Origin of the sequence: Shewanella sp. MF08487, from assembly GCF_050848685.1 — a bacterium.
In the GTDB taxonomy this organism is placed as follows: Bacteria; Pseudomonadota; Gammaproteobacteria; order Enterobacterales; family Shewanellaceae; genus Shewanella; species Shewanella glacialipiscicola.
The window spans coordinates 29,186-50,202 of sequence record NZ_JBOZPB010000009.1 but is presented as its reverse complement, the minus strand read 5'-3'; the positions used below and the strand labels follow the sequence as shown (position 1 = coordinate 50,202).

Genomic DNA, 21,017 nt, shown 5'->3' with positions numbered 1-21,017 from the left:
AATGACAAATGACCCATCAAAAAAACGAGCGTCCAATTGGACGCTCGTTAATGTGACACTTAATTACTCTTCGTCTTGCTCATCATCAGCAAGCTCGTCGTCTTCATCCAACTCTTCTTCGTCATCCAGCTCTTCGTCAAGCTGGTCATCAAGAGGTTGGTCGGCTAATTCGCCCGAAACCACGACGGGAACAATCGGTAAACCGTTTTCATCCAGCTCGACTTCATCCTCATCAATTTGGATTTCATCGATACGTTGCAGGCCAACCACTTTCTCGTCGCCCGCAGTGCGGATAATCGTTACACCTTGAGTGTTACGGCCAATAATAGACACGCCACTTGCCGGTGTACGCACCAAAGTGCCTTTATCGCTGATGAGCATCAGTTCGTCGTTAAGACCGACTTGAACTGCGCCAACGACTGCTCCGTTACGCTCGCTCACCTTGATTGAAACCACACCTTTAGTCGCACGGCTCTTCGCTGGATATTCAGATAATTGAGTTCGTTTACCATAACCGTTTTCGGTCACAGTCAAAATTGCACCATCGCCTTTAGGTACGATAAGTGACACGACTTTTTGACCTTCTTCTAAACGGATACCGCGAACGCCAGTTGCTGTACGGCCCATTGGACGTAAGGACAAGACTTCTTCGCCAGTTTCGGGATCCGTTTTCACTTGGCCGGTTTCTGAATCACGCACTTTCTCACCAAAACGAACCACTTTACCTTCGTTTGAGAACAACATAATTTCGTCATCACCATTAGTAATGTCGACACCGATCAGTTGGTCACCGTCTTTGAGGTTAACGGCGATAATGCCGTTTGCACGTGGGTTGCTATAAGCAGTTAGTGCGGTTTTCTTCACCGTACCGTGTGAGGTCGCCATGATGATGTACTTGTCAGCCGCGTATTCACGTACTGGCAGAATCGCAGTAATGCGCTCGCCATCGGATAACGGCAATAAGTTAACAATAGGACGACCGCGGGCCGTACGGCTCGCCAGTGGTAATTGATACACCTTAAGCCAATACATCTTACCAAAATCAGAGAAGCACAAAATGGTGTCATGGGTATTGGCCACTAACAGCTTCTCGACGAAATCTTCGTCTTTCACTTTGGTTGCGGCTTTACCTTTACCACCACGGCGCTGGGCTTGGTAATCGGTCAATGGTTGGTACTTGGCATAACCTAAGTGTGACAGTGTTACGACAACGTCTTCTTCGTTGATTAAGTCTTCAAGACTCATATCGACTTCGTTAGCATTAATCACTGTACGGCGGGCATCGCCATATTCTTCAAGGATTTGAACAAGTTCTTCCTTGATCACTTCCATCAGACGTTCAGGACTACGAAGAATAAACAGTAAACCTGCGATAAATTCGAGTAGTTCTTCGTATTCAGCGATGATTTTATCGTGTTCTAAACCGGTCAAACGGTGTAAACGCAATTCAAGAATTGCCTGAGCTTGTTGTTCAGTCAGGAAATATTGACCGTCACGGATACCGTATTGCGGCTCTAACCACTCAGGACGCGCGGCGTCATCACCCGCTTTTTCCAGCATGCCTTGAACATGACCTAATTCCCAACCTTGTTCAACCAATTTAATTTTGGCTTCAGCCGGCGTAGGCGAGGCTTTGATCAGTGCAATAATCGGGTCAATGTTGGCCAGTGCAACCGCGAGAGCTTCCAGAATATGGGCGCGCTCACGGGCTTTACGTAATTCGAATACAGTACGGCGCGTTACCACTTCACGACGATGCAGAATAAAGCATTCGAGCATTTCTTTAAGATTAAATAGCTTAGGCTGACCATTGGTCAGTGCCACCATGTTAATCCCGAAAGAACACTGCATTTGCGTTTGAGCATAAAGGTTGTTTAATACTACCTCGCCCACTTCGCCGCGCTTAATTTCGATAACGATACTCATACCGTCTTTATCAGATTCGTCGCGTAGGCCGCTGATCCCTTCAAGCTTTTTATCTTTAACCAGCTCGGCAATCTTTTCGATTAAACGCGCTTTGTTCACTTGATAAGGGATTTCAGTCACGATAATGCGTTCACGACCATTATCTTCGGTTTCTACACTCGCCAATGCACGCATAATTGCGCGGCCACGGCCAGTGTTATAGGCATCAATAATGCCTTTACGGCCATTGATAATCGCCGCTGTTGGGAAATCTGGACCAGGTATGTATTCCATCAGCTGTTCAATCGACAGTGAGGGGTCTTCAATCAGTGCCAAACAACCTTTCACTACTTCCGTTAGATTGTGTGGAGGGATATTGGTCGCCATGCCTACCGCAATACCCGATGAACCGTTAATTAACAGGTTGGGTACGCGTGTAGGTAATACAGCTGGAATGAGTTCTGTACCGTCATAGTTAGGGACGAAATCAACCGTCTCTTTTTCAAGGTCAGCCAGTAATTGGTGCGCTAACTTATCCATACGGATTTCGGTATAACGCATTGCCGCCGCACTGTCACCGTCAACCGAACCGAAGTTACCTTGGCCGTCAACTAAGGTGTAACGCAGTGAGAATGGCTGGGCCATACGGACGATAGTGTCATAAACAGCAGAGTCACCATGTGGGTGATACTTACCTATAACGTCACCGACCACACGGGCAGATTTTTTGTAAGGCTTGTTCCAATCGTTCTTCAATTCACTCATGGCAAACAAAACGCGGCGATGTACTGGCTTTAAGCCGTCGCGCACGTCTGGTAATGCACGTCCCACGATAACGCTCATGGCGTAATCAAGGTACGAATTCTTTAGTTCGTCTTCGATATTAATTGGCGAAATAGATGATGCCAGATCAGTCATAAACTGCTCGTTCCCCTGAAAAATAGCCGACAACGTATAATCCGTATCATTGCCTAGCCCAAAAACGTGATTTGACATTCTAACACAGTTATTTAATGTCGCCAGACCTATCCTTATCGAATTGGGAGTCTGGTGCTTTAATCGATGAAAACACTATCAATTTAGCCATTTTAACGGTAAGCAACCGTTCGAATTAACCACTGAAGGTCAGAAAAAATCTTCAAATAGATGACCTGAAAAGTCGATGTGAAGCACAACAATTGACATAAAACCAGAAAACTGCTGAAAATTCAGTCAACCACAAGGACATGGCTTAGCCGAACACTTTGTTTATCAAACATAGTCGTTATAATGGCGGCACAATACAGCTTCTTTCAGGTAAATAGCATGCATCAAAATACCAATGTTGATCCGCAGGAAATCGCAAAGTTTGCACGTATGGCCGAAACTTGGTGGGATCTCAACGGCGAATTTAAACCGCTGCATCTATTAAACCCGCTGCGCTTAAATTACATCGATCAAACTGCTGGCGGGATTTTCGGTAAGAAAGTACTCGATGTCGGTTGTGGTGGCGGCATTTTATCTGAAAGCATGGCCCGCATCGGCGCGAAGGTTGATGGCTTAGACATGGGTGATGAGCCCTTAGAAGTCGCCCGCCTGCATGCCCTCGAAACGGGCGTCAGCATTAATTATGTGAAAAATACTGCCGAGGCTCACAGCCAAGATCATCAAGCCTATTACGATGTTGTGACCTGTATGGAAATGCTGGAGCATGTACCCGATCCACAATCGGTGATCAAAGCTTGCTGTGACATGGTCAAACCCGGTGGCTTTGTGTTTTTCTCCACCATTAACCGCAACATTAAATCCTATGTGCACACCATTTTAGGTGCCGAATATTTGCTAAAAATGCTGCCTGTTGGCACCCATGAACATAAAAAATTCATCAAGCCTTCAGAGTTGATTCAACTGGTGGATAACACCGACCTTATTTGTATCGACGCATTAGGAGTCAGCTACAACCCTCTGACGAGTATTTTTAAGTACACGCCAAAGGTTGATGTGAATTACATGATAGCGACGCGTAAGGTTGATTAATATGAGTCTGACGCAGATCAAAGGCGTACTGTTCGATCTCGACGGCACCTTAGCCGATACAGCGCCAGATCTGGTGCAAGCGCTCAATTTAAGTCTTCAAGATGTTGGCATTGCACCGCAGCCGTTAGAAGCCATGCGCTACGCCGCTTCCCATGGTAGTTTTGCCTTAGTCGATGCGGCAATACCCAATGCAGCGGATGATCTTCGTATTCAGGTTCAGCAAGGGCTGCTCGCCCACTATCAGCGCATTAATGGCGATCACTGTGAACTATTTACAGGCATAATGGCATTACTCGATTGGCTCGAATTAACGCATGTGCCATTTGGGGTGATCACCAACAAACCAGCGCGCTTTACCCGGCCTTTATTACGAAAGCTAAATTTGCACTTGCGTATGCCCGTTATTATCAGCGGCGATTCGACAAAACATTCTAAACCCCACACGGCGCCGATGCTTTTAGGCGCGCAGCAACTTGGTTGCGCCCCATCGCAGATTTTGTACCTTGGGGATGCTGAGCGCGATTTGCTGGCAGCCAAAGCTGCAGGCATGTTAGGCGGCGTGGCACTATGGGGTTATTTAGGGGAGAACGATAAGCCGTTACAGTGGCCAGCTCACGCCTACTTTGTAAGCCCTGAACAGCTACATCAAACATTAATCGAGCGGCTAGCCTGTTAACGCAAGCATTAACATTATACTGAGTCATTGCGCTAATTTAGCCTAAAAACGGTGCTTACCATCTATTATAGATGGTGCCATTTGCGGTGAACTAAAAAGGAACAGTAACGTCGCTCAAAAAATGCTAAGCCAAAAAAACGCGATCGCTGCTTATTGTAGCGATCGCGATCTCAACAAGAGATCGCTTAAAAGATATTCACCAACTGTGTATGCTACCCTGAAATTGACCTACAAGGTTAGTCACTACTAACGCATCGACTTACCCCCAAGATATCCACAAGATACCCTCTGAATTCAGACTTGCAAATAGGGGCAAACCTCACTATCTTGTATCCCATATAATTTAAAACACCATATCTTGTGTATAGGTAGCAATCAGACACACTAGAAGCTCGCCGCTTAATTGACTCATTTTTACTCAGTCAGCGATGTTTAAGGGACGATTATTGATTGTTTTACAAGGATACGTTCGGTGGATCTGCTCACCTAAATAGATATAAGAACCAAGGCCAATCTTCAAATGAAAAGCACTATGACAGTCACAAAACGCTGTGGCGATCGTGAAAACATCGATCTCGATAAAATTCACCGCGTAATTACTTGGGCAGCCAAGGGATTAAAAAACGTTTCTGTTTCTGAAGTTGAACTTCGCTCACACCTACAGTTTTTTGACGGCATCCCGACTGAAGCCATCCACGAAACGATCATCAAAGCAGCGGCGGATTTAATTTCACCAGAAGCACCTGACTATCAGTTCCTTGCCGCTCGTTTAGCGGTATTTCATTTACGTAAGAAGGCCTTCGGTCAGTTCGAGCCTCCAGCATTGTATGCTCACGTGACTAAGCTGATTGAGCTGGGTAAATACGATAAACATATTTTACAAGATTACACCCGCGAAGAGCTGGATGTGATGGATACCTATATCAACCATTGGCGCGATATGGACTTCTCTTATGCTGCAGTAAAACAGCTTGAAGGTAAGTATTTAGTTCAAAACCGTGTGACACACGACATCTACGAAAGCGCCCAATTTCTATACATTTTAGTGGCGGCGTGTTTATTTGCCCGTTATCCAAAAGAAACGCGCCTTAAATACGTTAAAGATTTTTATGATGCGGTGTCGACGTTTAAAATTTCACTACCAACCCCTATCATGGCGGGTGTACGTACACCAACGCGTCAGTTTAGTTCTTGCGTACTGATCGAATGTGGTGACAGCTTAGATTCAATCAACGCGACGGCCTCATCTATCGTGAAATACGTCAGCCAACGTGCGGGGATCGGGATTAACGCCGGTCGTATTCGCGCATTAGGTAGTCCAATCCGTGGTGGTGAAGCTTTCCATACGGGTTGCTTACCTTTCTATAAGTATTTCCAAACCGCGGTGAAGTCTTGTTCTCAAGGCGGCGTGCGTGGTGGTGCTGCGACGCTGTTCTACCCAATTTGGCACTTAGAAGTCGAATCACTGCTGGTATTGAAAAATAACCGCGGCGTAGAAGACAACCGTATCCGTCATTTAGACTACGGTGTGCAGCTGAATAAACTGATGTACCAACGTTTGATCAAAGGCGAAAATATCAGCCTATTCAGTCCATCGGACGTACCAGGCCTGTACGATGCTTTCTTTGAAGATCAAAACGAGTTTGAGCGTTTATATCTGCAGTATGAGCAAGACAGCAATATTCGCAAAAAAACCATAAAGGCCGTTGAGCTATTTTCACTGATGATGCAAGAGCGTGCTTCTACTGGCCGTATCTACATTCAGAACGTGGATCACTGCAACACTCATAGCCCGTTCGATTCAAAAGTTGCGCCGATCAGACAATCTAATCTGTGTCTTGAAATCGCCCTGCCGACAAAACCATTGAACAATATTGATGATCCTGAGGGTGAAATCGCACTTTGTACCTTGTCGGCGCTAAATTTAGGTTCTATCAAAGAATTATCTGATATTGAGCCATTAGCCGATCTGGCCGTGCGAGCGCTAGATAACTTATTAGATTACCAAGATTACCCCATCAAGGCGGCACAACGCGCTTCGATGAATCGCCGTACTTTAGGCATAGGCGTGATTAACTTTGCAAACTACTTAGCGAAAAATGGCATGAAGTATTCTGATGGTAGCGCCAATGCGCTGACCCACAGAACCTTTGAAGCGATTCAGTTCTATTTACTGAAAGCCTCAATGAACTTAGCCAAAGAACAAGGTGCATGCCCGTTATTCCACGAGACCACTTATTCTCAAGGCATTTTACCTATCGATACCTACAAACGTGACCTAGATAAAATTTGTGCTGAACCATTGCACTTAGACTGGGAATCACTGCGTAGCGATATTAAACAATATGGCCTGCGTAACTCAACACTGTCGGCATTAATGCCATCAGAAACCTCATCGCAAATATCTAATGCGACTAATGGTATTGAGCCACCACGCGGTCTTATCAGTGTAAAATCGAGTAAAGATGGCCAGCTGAAACAAGTGGTGCCTGACTTTGACACTCTAAAAGATAGCTATGAATTACTGTGGAAAATGCCAAGTAACGACGGCTACTTACAGCTAGTGGGTATTATGCAGAAGTTTGTTGACCAAGCGATTTCGGCCAACACTAACTATGACCCTTCACGTTTTGAAGGCCGTAAAGTACCGATGCAAACACTACTCAAAGATTTGCTCAATGCTTACAAATTGGGTGTTAAAACGCTTTATTATCATAACACTCGCGATGGTGCGTCAGATTCTCACGATGACATTACCAGCCTTGAGAAAGAAGACGACGGCTGTGCCGGCGGCGCATGTAAAATATAACTTTTTACATTAACGGTACTCTTACACATAAGAAGTGTAGGGATCCACTTAAGGTGAGATCCCTACCCATTGGAAAATAGCAACATGGCCTACTCTACCTTTTGTCAAACACCTAACGATGCCACCCGTGAACCGATGTTTTTTGGTCAATCGGTCAATGTGGCTCGCTACGATCAACAAAAATATGAAGTGTTCGAAAAACTGATAGAAAAGCAACTATCCTTTTTTTGGCGCCCAGAAGAAGTAGACGTTAGTCGTGACAAAATCGACTACGGTGCATTACCTGATCATGAAAAGCATATTTTTATTTCAAACCTGAAATATCAAACCCTGCTTGACTCGATTCAAGGTCGCTCGCCAAATGTGGCCTTTTTACCTTTAGTATCGCTACCTGAATTAGAAACGTGGATAGAGACGTGGTCTTTTTCTGAGACGATTCATTCGCGTTCATACACGCACATTATTCGTAATATTGTTAATGATCCTTCGGTGATTTTTGATGATATCGTGGTAAACAAAGAGATCTTAAGCCGTGCAACTGATATAGCCGCTTATTACGATCACTTAATACAACTAACCCAAGCGTTCCATTTACTCGGCGAAGGTACCCACGTCATCGATGGTAAAGAAATCATTGTTAATACTCGTACTCTGAAAAAAGCCTTGTACTTGTGCATGATGTCAGTCAATGCCTTAGAAGCGATTCGCTTCTATGTTAGCTTTGCCTGCTCGTTTGCTTTTGCTGAACGTAAGCTAATGGAAGGTAACGCAAAAATCATTCGTTTAATCGCCCGTGATGAAGCCTTACACTTAAACAGCACTCAGCATATTTTGAGCATCATGCAAGGTGGTAAAGACGATCCTGAAATGGGTGAAATTGCTGCCCAGTGCCAACAAGAAGCCTTTGATTTATTTTTCAAGGCAGCTGAGCAAGAAAAAGAATGGGCGAAATACCTGTTTAAAGATGGCTCTATGATAGGCTTAAACGAGCAAATCCTTTGCCAATATGTGGAGTTTATTACTAACCAACGCATGAAGTCGGTTAACCTACCACAACCGTATCCTGAAATAACCAATCCACTACCTTGGATGAAAAGCTGGTTAGAAAGTGATGCTGTGCAAGTAGCACCACAGGAAGTGGAAGTGTCTTCATACCTTGTAGGCCAAATCGACTCCGCGGTTGATGGCGATGAGTTTCTTGATTTCGATCTGTAGTTAAAAATGATCTCAAAAACATCACAAAAAAAACAGTTTACCAAGGCGCCCATTGTGCGCCTGCAAGGTCAGCCCGTATTGCTCTTTAGCGAGCAATACGGCACTTTACTGCAAGCGCTCGAAGCCAAAAAGGTCAAAGTATTCTCAGAGTGTCGCAACGGTTTTTGTGGTGCCTGTAAAACCCGTATCATCAGCGGCAAAGTCAGCTATTTAAGCGACCCCTTGGCCGAACTCAAACACGATGAATGTTTACCTTGTTGCTGTATACCTGCCACGGATTTAGAACTAGATTTATCAGCAGAAGGTGCTGCCGTCGTTAGTTTTTGTCAGCCAAAGCAGATAAATAACACTACAACTGTCTCAACGAGTATTAAAACAAGCCATACTAAAAATAGTTCAACTCTAACACTACAAACACTACAGAAAGAAGTATTTGAGAATTAAGCAATTTGAAGAGCTGGCACTGTTATTAAAACTTGAGCTAAAAAAGGATTAATTATCTCTTTCATACTGATAGACATTTCAACTAATGCCGACTTTATGAACACAAACATTTAGCGCTACCACTGTTAACACCATGCATACGCTCAATAACAAATAATTAACCGCGACAACGCAGTAAGTAATCGCATAAATTAAACCGATAACGACACAAAAAATATTTACCGCGAAATAACATTCAACAATAGACTTTATATCAATCTAGCTTAGATTTATATCATACAAAAAACCTAGTGCTCCCTCCAACTTTATATTTATATAAAATCATAAAACCATCAACATTCAATATATTCAGATAGATTGATCGTGTAAAAAGAATAACAGTTCAGCCCCAAGCAGCTTAGTCATATAGGAATACATTTAATTCTAAAATATTAATTATAAAAAATAGACTCTAGGTTCCATATTCTAGTTTAAATAATGACGTATTGATCTGTTTCAACATTTACTTTAAAAGGGAAAATCTGTATATTCCTTTTGGCTGTATCATTATTATAATCGTCAGCGTATTTTTATTTTTCCGCAAGGCCGATTGTTGTATTCATGCTAGAGAAACGTAATGAAATCATTTCTTACTGGCGTTAAGCCTATATGTAAACCAACGACATTACTGATCATTATCAGTATTTCAGCAATCCTATATTCAATGCCGTTTATAGGAAAATTATTCTGGCTTGCACTTGTGTTACTCTGTTACACCCTGCTTTAATAATCACCAATAATCGTACTCGATATTATAAAAATATAAAAAAATCGAGTTAATTTGGCTAAACTTAGATGATAAAACCTGTAATCATCGCTATTTTACTCTGTATAAAATCAGTAATCACTCCCTTTACAAATAGCAGCTATAAAAAAGCCCAAACTTAAGTCTAGGCTTCATAAAATACTCGCTTTTATTTTACTACAAACGCATAGCTAGCTCAGCGCCTTGTCGAATAGCGCGTTTAGCGTCAAGCTCTGCTGCGACATCAACACCGCCAATCAAATGCACTGGAACACCCGTCGCTTTCATCTCATCCACTAAAGTGCGATTCGACTCTTGCCCTGCGCAAAGGATCACGTTATCAACCGCAAGTACTTCACTCGTTTCACCCACTCGGATATGCAAGCCTGCATCATCAAATTTATCGTAGCTTACGCCCGTTTTCATTTTCACATCATGTTGTTTGAGTATGAGACGATGGATCCAGCCGGTCGTTTTACCTAAACCTTTCCCCATTTTTGAGGCCTTACGTTGCAGTAAGTACACCTTACGATGATCGGTATTATCAGTATGAGGCGCTGTCAGGCCGCCCGCATGTTGGTAGGTTTTATCGATGCCCCACTGCTGTAGCCATTTATCAGGATTTAGCGTGCTAGATTGACGCTCGCACAAATAATGTGCCATATCAAAACCAATGCCACCCGCACCAATCAAAGCGACAGTATTGCCAACTGTGACTTCACCCGAAAGTACCTTTTGATAATCCACTACCCGTGGATTATCAAATCCTGGCAACACTAAATCACGTGGTACAACACCCGATGCAATGACTATTTCATCAAATTTTTCTGTTGCGAGCACACTGGCATCAAGGCGAGTATTTAATCTCAGCTCCACCTTATGTAGCTTAATTTGGTTGATAAAATAACGGATAGTTTCGTTAAACTCTTCTTTACCGGGAATTTTGCGGGCGAGATTAAATTGACCACCCACCTCGGATTTTGCTTCAAACAGGACTACCTCATGGCCACGCATTGCAGCATATACCGAAAATGCCATACCCGCAGGACCAGCGCCCATGACAGCAATGCGCTTTTTATTGGATGTCGGAAAGAAGTTAATTTCAGTTTCATAACAGGCGCGAGGATTCACTAAACAAGTGGCACGTTTAAGGGCAAAGGTATGGTCTAAACAAGCCTGATTACAGCCTATGCACGTATTAATAAGCTCTGGCGTGTTAGCTGCAGCTTTATTAACAAACTCAGGATCGGCTAAAAATGGTCGCGCCATCGATACCATGTCCGCTTGGCCTGATGCTATAATCTGCTCGCCAATCTCGGGGGTATTAATACGGTTGGTGGCGATTAGCGGCACTGAGACCGATTGTTTAAGCTTTTCTGTCACCCAGGCAAACGCGCCGCGGGGCACACTGGTGGCAATTGTCGGGACACGCGCTTCGTGCCAACCGATACCGGTGTTCAAGATAGACACCCCTGCTTGCTCTAACCACTGTGCTAATTGCACCACTTCATCCCAAGTTGAGCCGTTATCCACCAAATCGAGCATCGATAAACGGAAGATAATAATAAAATCTTTACCGACTTTTGCTCTTATTGCGTTAACAATCTCAATGGGAAATCGCGCCCGCTTTTCAAACTCGCCGCCCCATTCATCGGTGCGAGTATTCGTGCGAGAACTAACAAACTGATTGATCAAATAGCCTTCAGAACCCATCACCTCCACACCATCGTAACCCGCTTTTTTCGCAAGCGCAGCTGAGCTAGCGTAATCCTTTATTGTCGAGCGCACTTGGCGGCTAGACATAGCAGACGGCGTAAAAGGGGTAATCGGTGATTTTATCTTGCTTGGGGCTAGGGAAAATGGATGGTAACCATAACGGCCGGCATGCAATATTTGCATACAGATTTTACTACCCGCTTCATGCACTGCCTGCGTTACCACACGATGCTTGCCCACTTGCCAAGGGAAACTTAGTTGACAAGCATGGGGTGTAAGCCGGCCACGCAGATTAGGGGAAATACCGCCCGTCACAATCAGGCCCACACCGCCCTGAGCGCGTTCTTTATAAAACGCTGCCAGTTTCTCAAATCCGCCCTTTTCTTCTTCTAAACCTGTGTGCATTGAGCCCATAAGCACGCGGTTTTTGAGCTGGGTAAAGCCCAGATCTAAGGGTTCTAATAAATGGGGAAACGACATTCAAACATCCTTTTAAAACAAGTGATTTAAATCAGCATACCTTGAGTCAAATCTAAGCTCAACCGTTGTGTAAAACCCTCGAGTAAAAATCCTTTACAATTGTGTTTAGCCTGTGGAGCTATTTTCAGTTAGCATAAACAGATTGGACTTATAAAGGAGTGGCAAATGTCCGCTAACCCATCGTTTTTCAAAAGAATATGTTTATTTATTTGGCACACCCTGAACGGGACTCGTAAACTCATCCTCAATTTAATCTTTTTTGGTCTCTTAGCTGCCATCATTATTGCCATTGGTAGCAGTGAAGATATCCAAGTTGAAGATAACTCGGCGTTGGTGCTTAATCTGGCCGGCACGATTGTGGATCAAAAACAACAGGTCGATCCCTTAGAAGCGGCATTTAAACAAGGGAAAAATGCTGATACGGATGGAGAAATTCTCCTAGCCGATGTGCTTTATGTGATTAATAATGCAGCACAGGATAAAAGAATTAGCATACTCGTACTCGACCTTGCCGATCTTAAACGTGCAGGGATCAGCAAACTGCAATCTATCGGTGATGCGCTCACTCACTTTAAAGAAAGTGGTAAAAAAATTGTCGCTATAGGCAATTACTACGAACAGAATCAATATTTTCTCGCAAGCTTTGCCGACAATATTTATCTCAATCCCCAAGGTGGCGTATCGCTTGAGGGCCTGAGTATGTATAACCAATACTTCAAATCGGCCTTAGATAAACTCAAAGTCAAAGCGCATATTTTTCGCGTGGGGACCTTTAAATCCGCCGTTGAACCCTACATGCGTGACGATATGTCAGATGCTGCGCGAGAAGCCAGCAGCGCACTATTAGCCGATGTATGGCAAAGCTATACCCAAACGGTAGCGGGTAATCGCAATATAGACCCCAATTCACTCGTGCCCGATGCCAGCACTTATTTGGCTGAGCTCGATAAAGCCAATGGTGATTCAGCCGCGATGGCCATCAACATGAAATGGGTTGATAGCTTAGCGACCACGGAAGATTTTCGTAAAACTATGTTAGAAGCCGTGGGCAAAGCTAGCAGCGGTGATAGCTTCAAGCAAGTGAACTTTTATGACTACTTAACCTTAGTCACGCCATTGCCAAGCTTTGTTGAGCAAGATAGTGTCGGCATTATTGTCGCCAGTGGTACGATTCTGAACGGGATTCAACCTGCTGGGCAAATTGGCGGTGAAAGCACTGCCGAACTACTCCGTAAGGCACGTTTTGATAAGCATGTTAAAGCCTTAGTATTACGCGTTGATAGCCCTGGCGGTAGCGCGTTTGCATCAGAGCAAATCCGGCAAGAACTGTTAGCGTTAAAAGCCGCTGGCAAACCTGTGGTTGTTAGTATGGGAAGCTTAGCGGCTTCAGGCGGTTACTGGATTTCAGCTAGTGCTGATTATATCTTTGCTACGCCGACAACGCTAACAGGATCCATTGGTATTTTCGGTATGATTGCCACCTTTGAAGATTCACTGGCCAGCTTAGGCGTGCATACCGATGGGGTGTCAACCTCCGAGTGGGCGGGATTATCTGTCACTCGCGCCCTTTCGCCCCAAGTTGAAGCGATTATTCAACGCCATATAGAGCGTGGCTACGTAGACTTTATCTCATTAGTCGCTAAAGAACGTAAAATGACCATAGAACAAGTCGATAAGATTGCCCAAGGCCGCGTTTGGAGTGGTAAGAAAGCCCTTGAGCTTGGTTTAGTCGATGAACTGGGCGATATGGATGCCGCAATTGCTAAAGCGGCTAAATTGGCAAATATGTCGTTATTTGACACCCGTCTCATTGAACAAGAGCTGACTCCTGAGCAAATGTTTATGCAACAGATGCTCGCTTCAGTATCAAGCTACCTGCCAGCCTCACTGAGTCAATCATCGGTGTTAGAGCACATGCTACAGCAGTGGAGCAGTAGTTTGAAAACGCTCACTTCGTTCGATGATCCAAACAATGTTTACATCTATTGTGATAATTGCAACTTGATGAACTAAATCTGTCAGTCTCTGTGTTAGTGCACGCAGTGTTAAACAGATGATAAATACAAAGCCCGAACCTTCGGGCTTTTTTATTGGGTTTATACGCATAAAATCGTATAATTCACCCACTTGAAGCTAAGAAAACGATAATAATGACTAAACGCTCCATTTATGTTGCCTATACAGGCGGCACCATAGGTATGCAAAAGACCGATAACGGCTTCGTTCCTGTGGCAGGATTTTTAACTCAGTGCGTGCAATCAATGCCTGAGTTTTATCATGAAGAAATGCCGGCATTCGTTATCCACGAATATCAGCCTCTTATCGACTCTTCTAATATGGCGCCGACTGATTGGCAGATGATCGCCGACGACATACAAGCTAATTACGATAAGTACGATGGCTTTGTGATCCTCCACGGCACCGATACCATGGCGTACACGGCTTCGGCACTGTCCTTTATGCTGCAAGGCTTATCAAAACCAGTGATCGTCACGGGGTCACAAATCCCCCTGGCACAGCTGCGTTCAGATGGGCAAATAAACCTCTTAAATTCACTCTATATTGCGGCGAACTATCCGGTTGCGGAAGTGTGTTTATTTTTCAATAACAAACTCTTTAGGGGTAATCGCTCCACTAAGGCCCACGCCGACGGCTTCGATGCCTTCGCCTCACCCAACTTCCCGCTACTGCTTGAGGCGGGGATCAAAATCAATCTGCGCGCAGGCAAAATCACGGTCGCCAACGATACCCCATTAGAAGTCGCTCATATCAGCCCACAACCTGTCGGTGTGGTGACCTTGTATCCTGGGATCTCAACACAGATTTTTGAGAACATTCTGCAACAACCGGTTAAAGCCCTCATACTGCTGACATTTGGTGTGGGTAACGCGCCGCAGGATGCCGCCTTACTCAAAACCTTAAGGCAAGCAGATGAACGTGGCATAGTGCTGGTGAATCTTACCCAGTGTTTCCAAGGTAAGGTGAATATGGGCGGCTACGCCACGGGCAATGCACTCGCTAAAGCTGGCGTGATCAGTGGCGCCGATATGACCATAGAAGCGGCCTTGGCAAAACTACATTATTTACTATCGAAAAATTTGCAGCCAGCGGAGATAAAAGCGGCCATGTTACAAAACTTGGTCGGTGAATTGAGCATAGATTGAAGATAGTGTCTTTTAATCTGTTCGTAGTTCTCAATCACTAGCAACAAAAAAGCCCATATTTAATGGGCTTTTTTTATTTTAACTCAGATTAAACAACTGCCAATAAGCACTTATTTTAGTTCGGTTTGCCGAGTATTATTTGCATTGAAGTTATTTGATATCAATTCAATATAAACGTCACTCAAACAGTAACCATAAATCCTTATCTAACTTCTTAGCAAGCATAAATAGCTTTTGAAGTCAGTGAGTAATTTACAAATCCTGTGCTTTAAACTCGGCAATCGGTTCACCGCGGAACTGTTTTTGCAGCTCAGCTTTAGACAGCTCATTAATTTTACCATCTGGTGCAATGGTGAAATGCTCTGTTTGCTCAAGCTTACGCGCTTGATACAACATCACCACCTGCAGAGTCGATTCACGCTGCGTTTCACTTAACACAGTGCCATCTTCCCATTTACCCAATTCAGCCGCACTGCGAAGCCTTTCGTAGACTTCAATGGGCATTTGCTCGATCACTTGATTAATATCTGTCATACACTTTTCCGCTTATGTAACACGATTCTGACTCGTGTAATGAGATAACCCACAAAACCAAACACAAAACATATACCAGCGATATTCGCCCGCATACCTTCGGCAGGTTCCCCACCCCAAAACCAAATCACCATGCCAGCAATAAAAAAGGTCATAGCAACAAAACTTTGGTTCATTAAGCTGCTGGACTTTTGAATATGACTAATACGCGATAAGGACTCATTATCGCCATTAGTGCTTGCTTGACAAGAGGGACATGATGGCGCCTTGCTCGACATACGCTTGCGGCACACCGGACATTCAATTAATGCCATATCTACCTCGCCTTAACGCAACTTATCAACAACGGCAAGCATCGCGATAAGCGATGCTTCACCTAAATAAATACTGCGCTCTGGCGACCAACCCACAAAAGGATCCGCCAGATTGTTATTGTCTTTAAAAGGCATTTCGAGGGTATTGGATAAACACTCGAAGGTCTGGGCGACCCAATTCGATGCTACGGTTAAATTTGCTTTGCCTGGCTCGTCTTTGTCATAGCCAAACTGAGTTTGGAAATCGGCACTGGCTAAGGTCAATGCTTGACTGAAATCCGCTTGCAGCTGCGCCAGCTTATCATTGTAGGCAGGCACGCCCTCACAACCCGCTAAAAACACATAAGGCAGGCCTTCATCACCATGCACATCATAAAACAAGTCTACACCCGTCTGCTGCATCTTGTTGACGACGTGGTACACCTCAGGACTTTTCTCTAAACTCGGTGTTTGCCACTCGCGGTTAAGATTGACACCAATGGCATTAGTGCGCAGATGGCCTCTAACACTGCCATCGGGATTCATGTTTGGCACAATATAGAAATTGGCTTTATCGAGCAGTGCCTTTGCCGTTGGGCAATCATTATCGAGTAAACGATTCACTAAACCTTCGACTAACCATTCAGCCATAGTTTCGCCTGGATGTTGTCTGGCAGTGATCCAGATATTTCGCTTAGAAGTATCGCCATTACCCACTTTCATTAAGGTAATATCGCGGCCATCTAAGGTCAGGCCTAAATGTTCTAAATTGACATCAGGATGTAACTGGGCACTGCTGAGAAAATCTAGGTGGCGTTCATAGCTGTATGGTGCAAAGTAAGCAATTTGAATCGCATCGCAATCCAGCTCTAAGCTCATGCTCAGTTTACCGTCTTGATATTGAGTTGGAATACGAAACCAATGCAGGCGGTCGTAGCTTGCGACTGCCTGATAGTCTTCCCATCCTTTGGTATAGGAAGCCGTTCCGGCATTAATGATATTTAAAGTGTAATGGTTACCCACTTCACCTTCAAATCGAAAATTAAACCATTGATAAAACTCGCTGCCCGCATCGGGACGGATGGCAAGTTGAATATCGTCTTGATTATCAAGGTTGACGACTTGGATATTTCCGCCATCAAAGTTGGCACTGATCCGCATAATGATTCCTAATCGGTTGTTCACGCTAAGGGCAATTAATGCCACGTGACTGATAGCACACGGCATATTTTATTATATGGCCGATAGGATAAACCAAAACATCCCAAGGGGAAAATAAAAGCCAAAAAATTCAATCAATACGGTTTCAGCCGCACTTTTATTAACCCACTTTCAACCTTAAAATTCACAAATTTTAGCAGCTCACTAGGCGTCAAATGATGATGTTAAGCCATGAAGCTATAACCTTGACCTCGCACGGTATTAATTAAGTTACGCGGCAAGCTAATATTGGCTAATTTACGGCGAGTGTTGCTAATGTGCATATCGAGATTGCGATCAAAACGCCCTAAATCCTTCTGCAACACTGAGCGTTGTAACTCTTGCTTGGTGATCACTTGGCCTTTTCTTTCAAAAAGATATTTAAATAACCTAAACTCAGTTTGGGTTAAATCAACACTTTTCATACCTATTGTGATGCGATTGGCTGCATCGTCAAAGTCAACTGGCAGCATACCTATTGCAGTCACTTTGGGTTGGCGTAGTGGTGCTGCGTATAGACGCCGCTCAAGCGCATGCAATCTCACTAGCAATTCTTTGATACTAAAAGGTTTGGCTAAAAAGTCATCGGCTCCAAGTTCGTAACCAGTTATTCTATTCTCTTCACTATCATTGGCTGAAATCATAATAACAGGTGTGAGACACTCGCGCGCGCTGAGCAACTCAAAACCGTTCATTTGTGGCATGACTACATCTAACATAATGATATCAGGTGCAAAGCTGGCTATTTTAGCCAATCCATCAATACCATTTACCGCACATTCCACCTCATGTCCTTGCACACACAGTGCTTCAGTTAACCACCCTCTTATCAGGTGATCATCATCGACCAACAGTATTTTACTCATCCCTAAAAGCCCAAACGAGAATCGGTATCATTTATATTAGCATGCGTTTATCTCTGACTCTAGTGTTAATCACATCATTCAGTTCAGTTATAAGTAAAGTGTGATATGTAACAAGATTACCTGTGCTCTATCTGCACAAAATGCCGATATCATCGGTTTATTTCACTTAGTTTTTTAATGAAAATAATTCCATAAAAAAAGCGCCTTTCGGCGCTTTTTATGAGTCATAACAGAATTAACTCTAATTAGAACTTAACGGTTACGCCACCATAAATAGTACGACCGATTGTGTCGTAAACTTGTGGTACTGTACCACCGTCGCTACCGTTTGAAACTGCAACTGGGTCTTCATCAGTAAAGTTTTTAATACCTAAACTAACAGTCGTCATGTCGCTGATATGGTAAGTACCTGAAATATTGTGGTACAAAATCGAGTCAACATCTGTACCTTCTGCTAAATCAGTCATCTCACCAATAAAGCGGTTGAAGTACATTATACTCCAATCATCTCTACCAGCAGAAAGACTAAAGTTGTTACGAACGCGGGCATATGCACCGAAGTTACCATCGATAGTGCCAGTGTAATCCTCGCCATCCTGTTCAAAGTTAACTAAGTAAGTTGTATCGTTATTCACTTTCCAATCTAGACCTATTAACTCGAAACCATAAGCTAAGTTGAAATCAACACCACTCGTATCTTGAGTACCAACGTTAGTTAACGCATTCGTTAAGTTATTTAAATCGCCATTAGTACCGATGTTAAATATCTCACACGATGCAGCACCAGTACTATCACCAGCTGTTTGAAATTTATGACAAGCGTTTAAACCAGCTTGAGTGTCCATACGCGCAATCGCGTTATCTACTTTAAAGCGCCAATAATCCAATGTTACTGACATGCCATCGATATAGTTTGGTGAGTATACTAAACCAGCAGTATAAGACTCAGACTCTTCTGGCTGTAAATCTGGATCAGAAGTACGATTTACTAAAATTTGCGGATCAGGAGCATTGCCCCATGGATCATCTAAGTAATCATAAGAACCTGAGTTGCCACCATAAAGCTCACTTACGCTTGGTGCTCGGAACCCAGTAGCAGCAACAGTACGAAGCATTAGATCATCAGTTGCCGCATAAGTTAAACCAATTTTCCACGTGGTCGCTTTACCAAATGTTGAGTAATCATCTAAACGTAGTGCAAACTCACCTGTTAACTTCTCAGTAAAGGGGACGCTAACTTCTTGGAAAATGGAGATAACGTTATAGTTACCGTCTGTTGGGTCTTGTTGTGCTGAAGTACTTTCACCCGCAATAACAACTGCATCTGGGTTGTAGAAACCACTTTCACGACGATATTCTGCACCTATTGCAAAACCTACTGCACCTGCGCTTAAATCAAATAATTCACCATTTAAGCCAGCAGAAAGTGTTTGCTGCTCGTTACCACCATTTGCATTCTCAGAATAGCTAATATCATTAGCCATTTGCTCCGTTAATGGCATACCACTAAACCATGCATTTGGATTTGCGTAGATAGAGTCAGCCATATCTGATGCATTAATAGAGTTATCTACAGCAGTGTTGGCTTTGTTTTTGCCAAAAGTATACGTTAGATCCCAGTTCATACCAGTATGGACATCTAGAGTGCCCGCTAAACCACCTGATAAACGCCAAGTATCAATATCTTGAGAGTAAACACGTGGTCCAACATCGTTAGTACGACGACGATAATTTACTAAACCCTTATCATCAGCTTTAATGCCACCAGCAATCATCGCATTATCAAGTGTCACGCATGATGCTCCTGCAGGCACACCCGCAGCGCCACAAACATTTAGCATGATATCACCAGGTTGAGGAGCTAATTGTTGGTTAGACCGACGATTCGTATATATAGCATCCGCAGTCAACACTACATCATTGCCCAGCTCTTGTGTCATATTAGCGAATAAACTACGACGTTCACTTGGTGTTTGATAGAAACTATCTTTAGTGAAGTCATAACCTGTTGTACGTGCAACCCAGTTACCATTGGCGTCTTGAACTTTACCACCTAAAGTACCAGTAGGAATGAACGAGCTTGAACCAGGTTCAGTCCAATCACGATCAGATTGGATAACACCACGACGGTCTGCGTAAGCAGCACCAAAAGTATAGTTACCACCATCAGTATTGAAACCGTACAATGCGCTAACATCACCGTTTTCGCCATCACCTTTATCTGTGCCGCTGCCATTAACATCGAACTGGAAGCCTTCGAAGTCTTTTTTGGTAATAATGTTGACGACACCCGCAATCGCATCTGAACCATAAACTGCTGATGCGCCGTCTTTTAATATTTCAACGCGGGCAATCATAGCGACAGGAATAGAGTTCAAATCGACAGAGCTATCTGCGCCCGAACCTGAGTTCACCATACGACGGCCATTCAGTAATACAAGCGTGCGCTGTGCACCCATACCACGTAAGTCAACCTGCGCAACGCCATCTGCACCATTGTTTGTCGTTGAACCCACAGCGGCACCCGCCATAGACGTTTGTACTTGCAGCATTTGGTCTACTGAAGTAAAACCTTCTGCTTTAATCGCTGCTGCATCGATAACAGTCACAGGAGAAGCTGTTTCCATGTCTTGGCGTTGAATACGTGAACCTGTTACTTCAATACGCTCAACTTTTGCGGTTTCTTCAGCAGCAAATGCGCTTGATGTAACAAATGCGCCTGTAGTGATAGATGCAACGATAGCTAAGTTAATAGCTGACGCTACTTTGGTTCTTTTGATCATGTATGAATGCTCCCTAAGATCTAACTATTATTTTTATGCTTACAGCTTGTACAACAATTGCTGTACCAGTGTTGCACACGATACTGAAGATTCACTTTAACTCCGTCAACGCCCAATATATTAACTTAAAGC

At 43.8% G+C, this 21,017-nt stretch carries 14 protein-coding genes; 7 read left to right on the top strand and 7 right to left on the bottom strand.

Features of this window, described 5'->3' with window-relative positions; translation table 11 throughout:
• Positions 1-63 precede the first annotated feature (63 nt).
• Positions 64-2,823, bottom strand: coding sequence for a DNA gyrase subunit A (gyrA, locus tag ACRN9H_RS08535; protein WP_432313299.1), 2,760 nt, complete (start codon positions 2,821-2,823; stop codon positions 64-66).
• A gap of 387 nt (positions 2,824-3,210) precedes the next feature.
• Between gyrA and ubiG the strand changes: the two genes are divergently transcribed.
• The 5 genes from ubiG to yfaE all read left to right on the top strand — a co-directional run bounded on the left by ubiG (position 3,211) and on the right by yfaE (position 9,065).
• The gene (gene ubiG, locus ACRN9H_RS08530; protein WP_432313298.1) at positions 3,211-3,921 is read left to right on the top strand and encodes a bifunctional 2-polyprenyl-6-hydroxyphenol methylase/3-demethylubiquinol 3-O-methyltransferase UbiG; all 711 of its coding nucleotides are present in this window, start codon (positions 3,211-3,213) and stop codon (positions 3,919-3,921) included.
• Position 3,922: 1 nt separating this feature from the next.
• A complete protein-coding gene (locus tag ACRN9H_RS08525; protein WP_432305876.1) occupies positions 3,923-4,597 on the top strand; it encodes an HAD family hydrolase in 675 nt (224 codons plus the stop codon).
• A gap of 520 nt (positions 4,598-5,117) precedes the next feature.
• A complete protein-coding gene (nrdA, locus tag ACRN9H_RS08520; RefSeq protein WP_432313297.1) occupies positions 5,118-7,406 on the top strand; it encodes a class 1a ribonucleoside-diphosphate reductase subunit alpha in 2,289 nt (762 codons plus the stop codon).
• An 84-nt stretch (positions 7,407-7,490) separates the two neighbouring features.
• Entirely contained in the window at positions 7,491-8,621 is a 1,131-nt protein-coding gene (gene nrdB / locus ACRN9H_RS08515; RefSeq protein WP_220773416.1) for a class Ia ribonucleoside-diphosphate reductase subunit beta, read from the top strand.
• A 6-nt stretch (positions 8,622-8,627) separates the two neighbouring features.
• Positions 8,628-9,065, top strand: a complete 438-nt coding sequence (gene yfaE / locus ACRN9H_RS08510) for a class I ribonucleotide reductase maintenance protein YfaE (RefSeq protein ID WP_432313296.1) — start codon at positions 8,628-8,630, stop codon at positions 9,063-9,065.
• Positions 9,066-10,026: 961 nt separating this feature from the next.
• Here the strand turns inward: yfaE and ACRN9H_RS08505 are convergent.
• A complete protein-coding gene (locus ACRN9H_RS08505; RefSeq protein ID WP_432313295.1) occupies positions 10,027-12,045 on the bottom strand; it encodes an FAD-dependent oxidoreductase in 2,019 nt (672 codons plus the stop codon).
• Between the two features lie 165 nt (positions 12,046-12,210).
• Between ACRN9H_RS08505 and sppA the strand changes: the two genes are divergently transcribed.
• Positions 12,211-14,058, top strand: a complete 1,848-nt coding sequence (sppA, locus tag ACRN9H_RS08500) for a signal peptide peptidase SppA (protein WP_432313294.1) — start codon at positions 12,211-12,213, stop codon at positions 14,056-14,058.
• 137 nt (positions 14,059-14,195) lie between these two features.
• Positions 14,196-15,209, top strand: a complete 1,014-nt coding sequence (gene ansA, locus ACRN9H_RS08495; protein ID WP_432313293.1) for an asparaginase — start codon at positions 14,196-14,198, stop codon at positions 15,207-15,209.
• 252 nt (positions 15,210-15,461) lie between these two features.
• Here the strand turns inward: ansA and ACRN9H_RS08490 are convergent, their stop codons facing one another.
• From ACRN9H_RS08490 to ACRN9H_RS08470, 5 genes are all read right to left on the bottom strand, one after another.
• Positions 15,462-15,743: a YeaC family protein gene (locus ACRN9H_RS08490; protein WP_076500414.1), complete on the bottom strand. Its 282-nt coding sequence runs from the start codon at positions 15,741-15,743 to the stop codon at positions 15,462-15,464.
• Positions 15,740-16,057, bottom strand: coding sequence for a zinc ribbon domain-containing protein (locus tag ACRN9H_RS08485; RefSeq protein ID WP_432313292.1), 318 nt, complete (start codon positions 16,055-16,057; stop codon positions 15,740-15,742). Before ACRN9H_RS08485 ends, ACRN9H_RS08490 begins: the two co-directional genes overlap by 4 nt.
• 12 nt (positions 16,058-16,069) lie before the next feature.
• Entirely contained in the window at positions 16,070-17,197 is a 1,128-nt protein-coding gene (locus tag ACRN9H_RS08480; protein WP_432313291.1) for a M14 family metallopeptidase, read from the bottom strand.
• Positions 17,198-17,421: 224 nt separating this feature from the next.
• Positions 17,422-18,102: a response regulator transcription factor gene (locus tag ACRN9H_RS08475; RefSeq protein WP_432313290.1), complete on the bottom strand. Its 681-nt coding sequence runs from the start codon at positions 18,100-18,102 to the stop codon at positions 17,422-17,424.
• Positions 18,103-18,347: 245 nt separating this feature from the next.
• On the bottom strand, positions 18,348-20,885 hold the full coding sequence (locus ACRN9H_RS08470) for a TonB-dependent receptor plug domain-containing protein (protein ID WP_432313289.1): 2,538 nt from the start codon (positions 20,883-20,885) through the stop codon (positions 18,348-18,350).
• Positions 20,886-21,017 lie beyond the last annotated feature (132 nt).

What these genes read in the sequence shown, in the direction of transcription:
- gyrA (WP_432313299.1), bottom strand. Translation starts at nt 2,823, where the DNA reads ATGACTGATCTGGCATCATCTATTTCGCCAATTAATATCGAAGACGAA.
- ubiG (WP_432313298.1), top strand. Translation starts at nt 3,211, where the DNA reads ATGCATCAAAATACCAATGTTGATCCGCAGGAAATCGCAAAGTTTGCA.
- ACRN9H_RS08525 (WP_432305876.1), top strand. Translation starts at nt 3,923, where the DNA reads ATGAGTCTGACGCAGATCAAAGGCGTACTGTTCGATCTCGACGGCACC.
- nrdA (WP_432313297.1), top strand. Translation starts at nt 5,118, where the DNA reads ATGAAAAGCACTATGACAGTCACAAAACGCTGTGGCGATCGTGAAAAC.
- nrdB (WP_220773416.1), top strand. Translation starts at nt 7,491, where the DNA reads ATGGCCTACTCTACCTTTTGTCAAACACCTAACGATGCCACCCGTGAA.
- yfaE (WP_432313296.1), top strand. Translation starts at nt 8,628, where the DNA reads ATGATCTCAAAAACATCACAAAAAAAACAGTTTACCAAGGCGCCCATT.
- ACRN9H_RS08505 (WP_432313295.1), bottom strand. Translation starts at nt 12,045, where the DNA reads ATGTCGTTTCCCCATTTATTAGAACCCTTAGATCTGGGCTTTACCCAG.
- sppA (WP_432313294.1), top strand. Translation starts at nt 12,211, where the DNA reads ATGTCCGCTAACCCATCGTTTTTCAAAAGAATATGTTTATTTATTTGG.
- ansA (WP_432313293.1), top strand. Translation starts at nt 14,196, where the DNA reads ATGACTAAACGCTCCATTTATGTTGCCTATACAGGCGGCACCATAGGT.
- ACRN9H_RS08490 (WP_076500414.1), bottom strand. Translation starts at nt 15,743, where the DNA reads ATGACAGATATTAATCAAGTGATCGAGCAAATGCCCATTGAAGTCTAC.
- ACRN9H_RS08485 (WP_432313292.1), bottom strand. Translation starts at nt 16,057, where the DNA reads ATGGCATTAATTGAATGTCCGGTGTGCCGCAAGCGTATGTCGAGCAAG.
- ACRN9H_RS08480 (WP_432313291.1), bottom strand. Translation starts at nt 17,197, where the DNA reads ATGCGGATCAGTGCCAACTTTGATGGCGGAAATATCCAAGTCGTCAAC.
- ACRN9H_RS08475 (WP_432313290.1), bottom strand. Translation starts at nt 18,102, where the DNA reads ATGAGTAAAATACTGTTGGTCGATGATGATCACCTGATAAGAGGGTGG.
- ACRN9H_RS08470 (WP_432313289.1), bottom strand. Translation starts at nt 20,885, where the DNA reads ATGATCAAAAGAACCAAAGTAGCGTCAGCTATTAACTTAGCTATCGTT.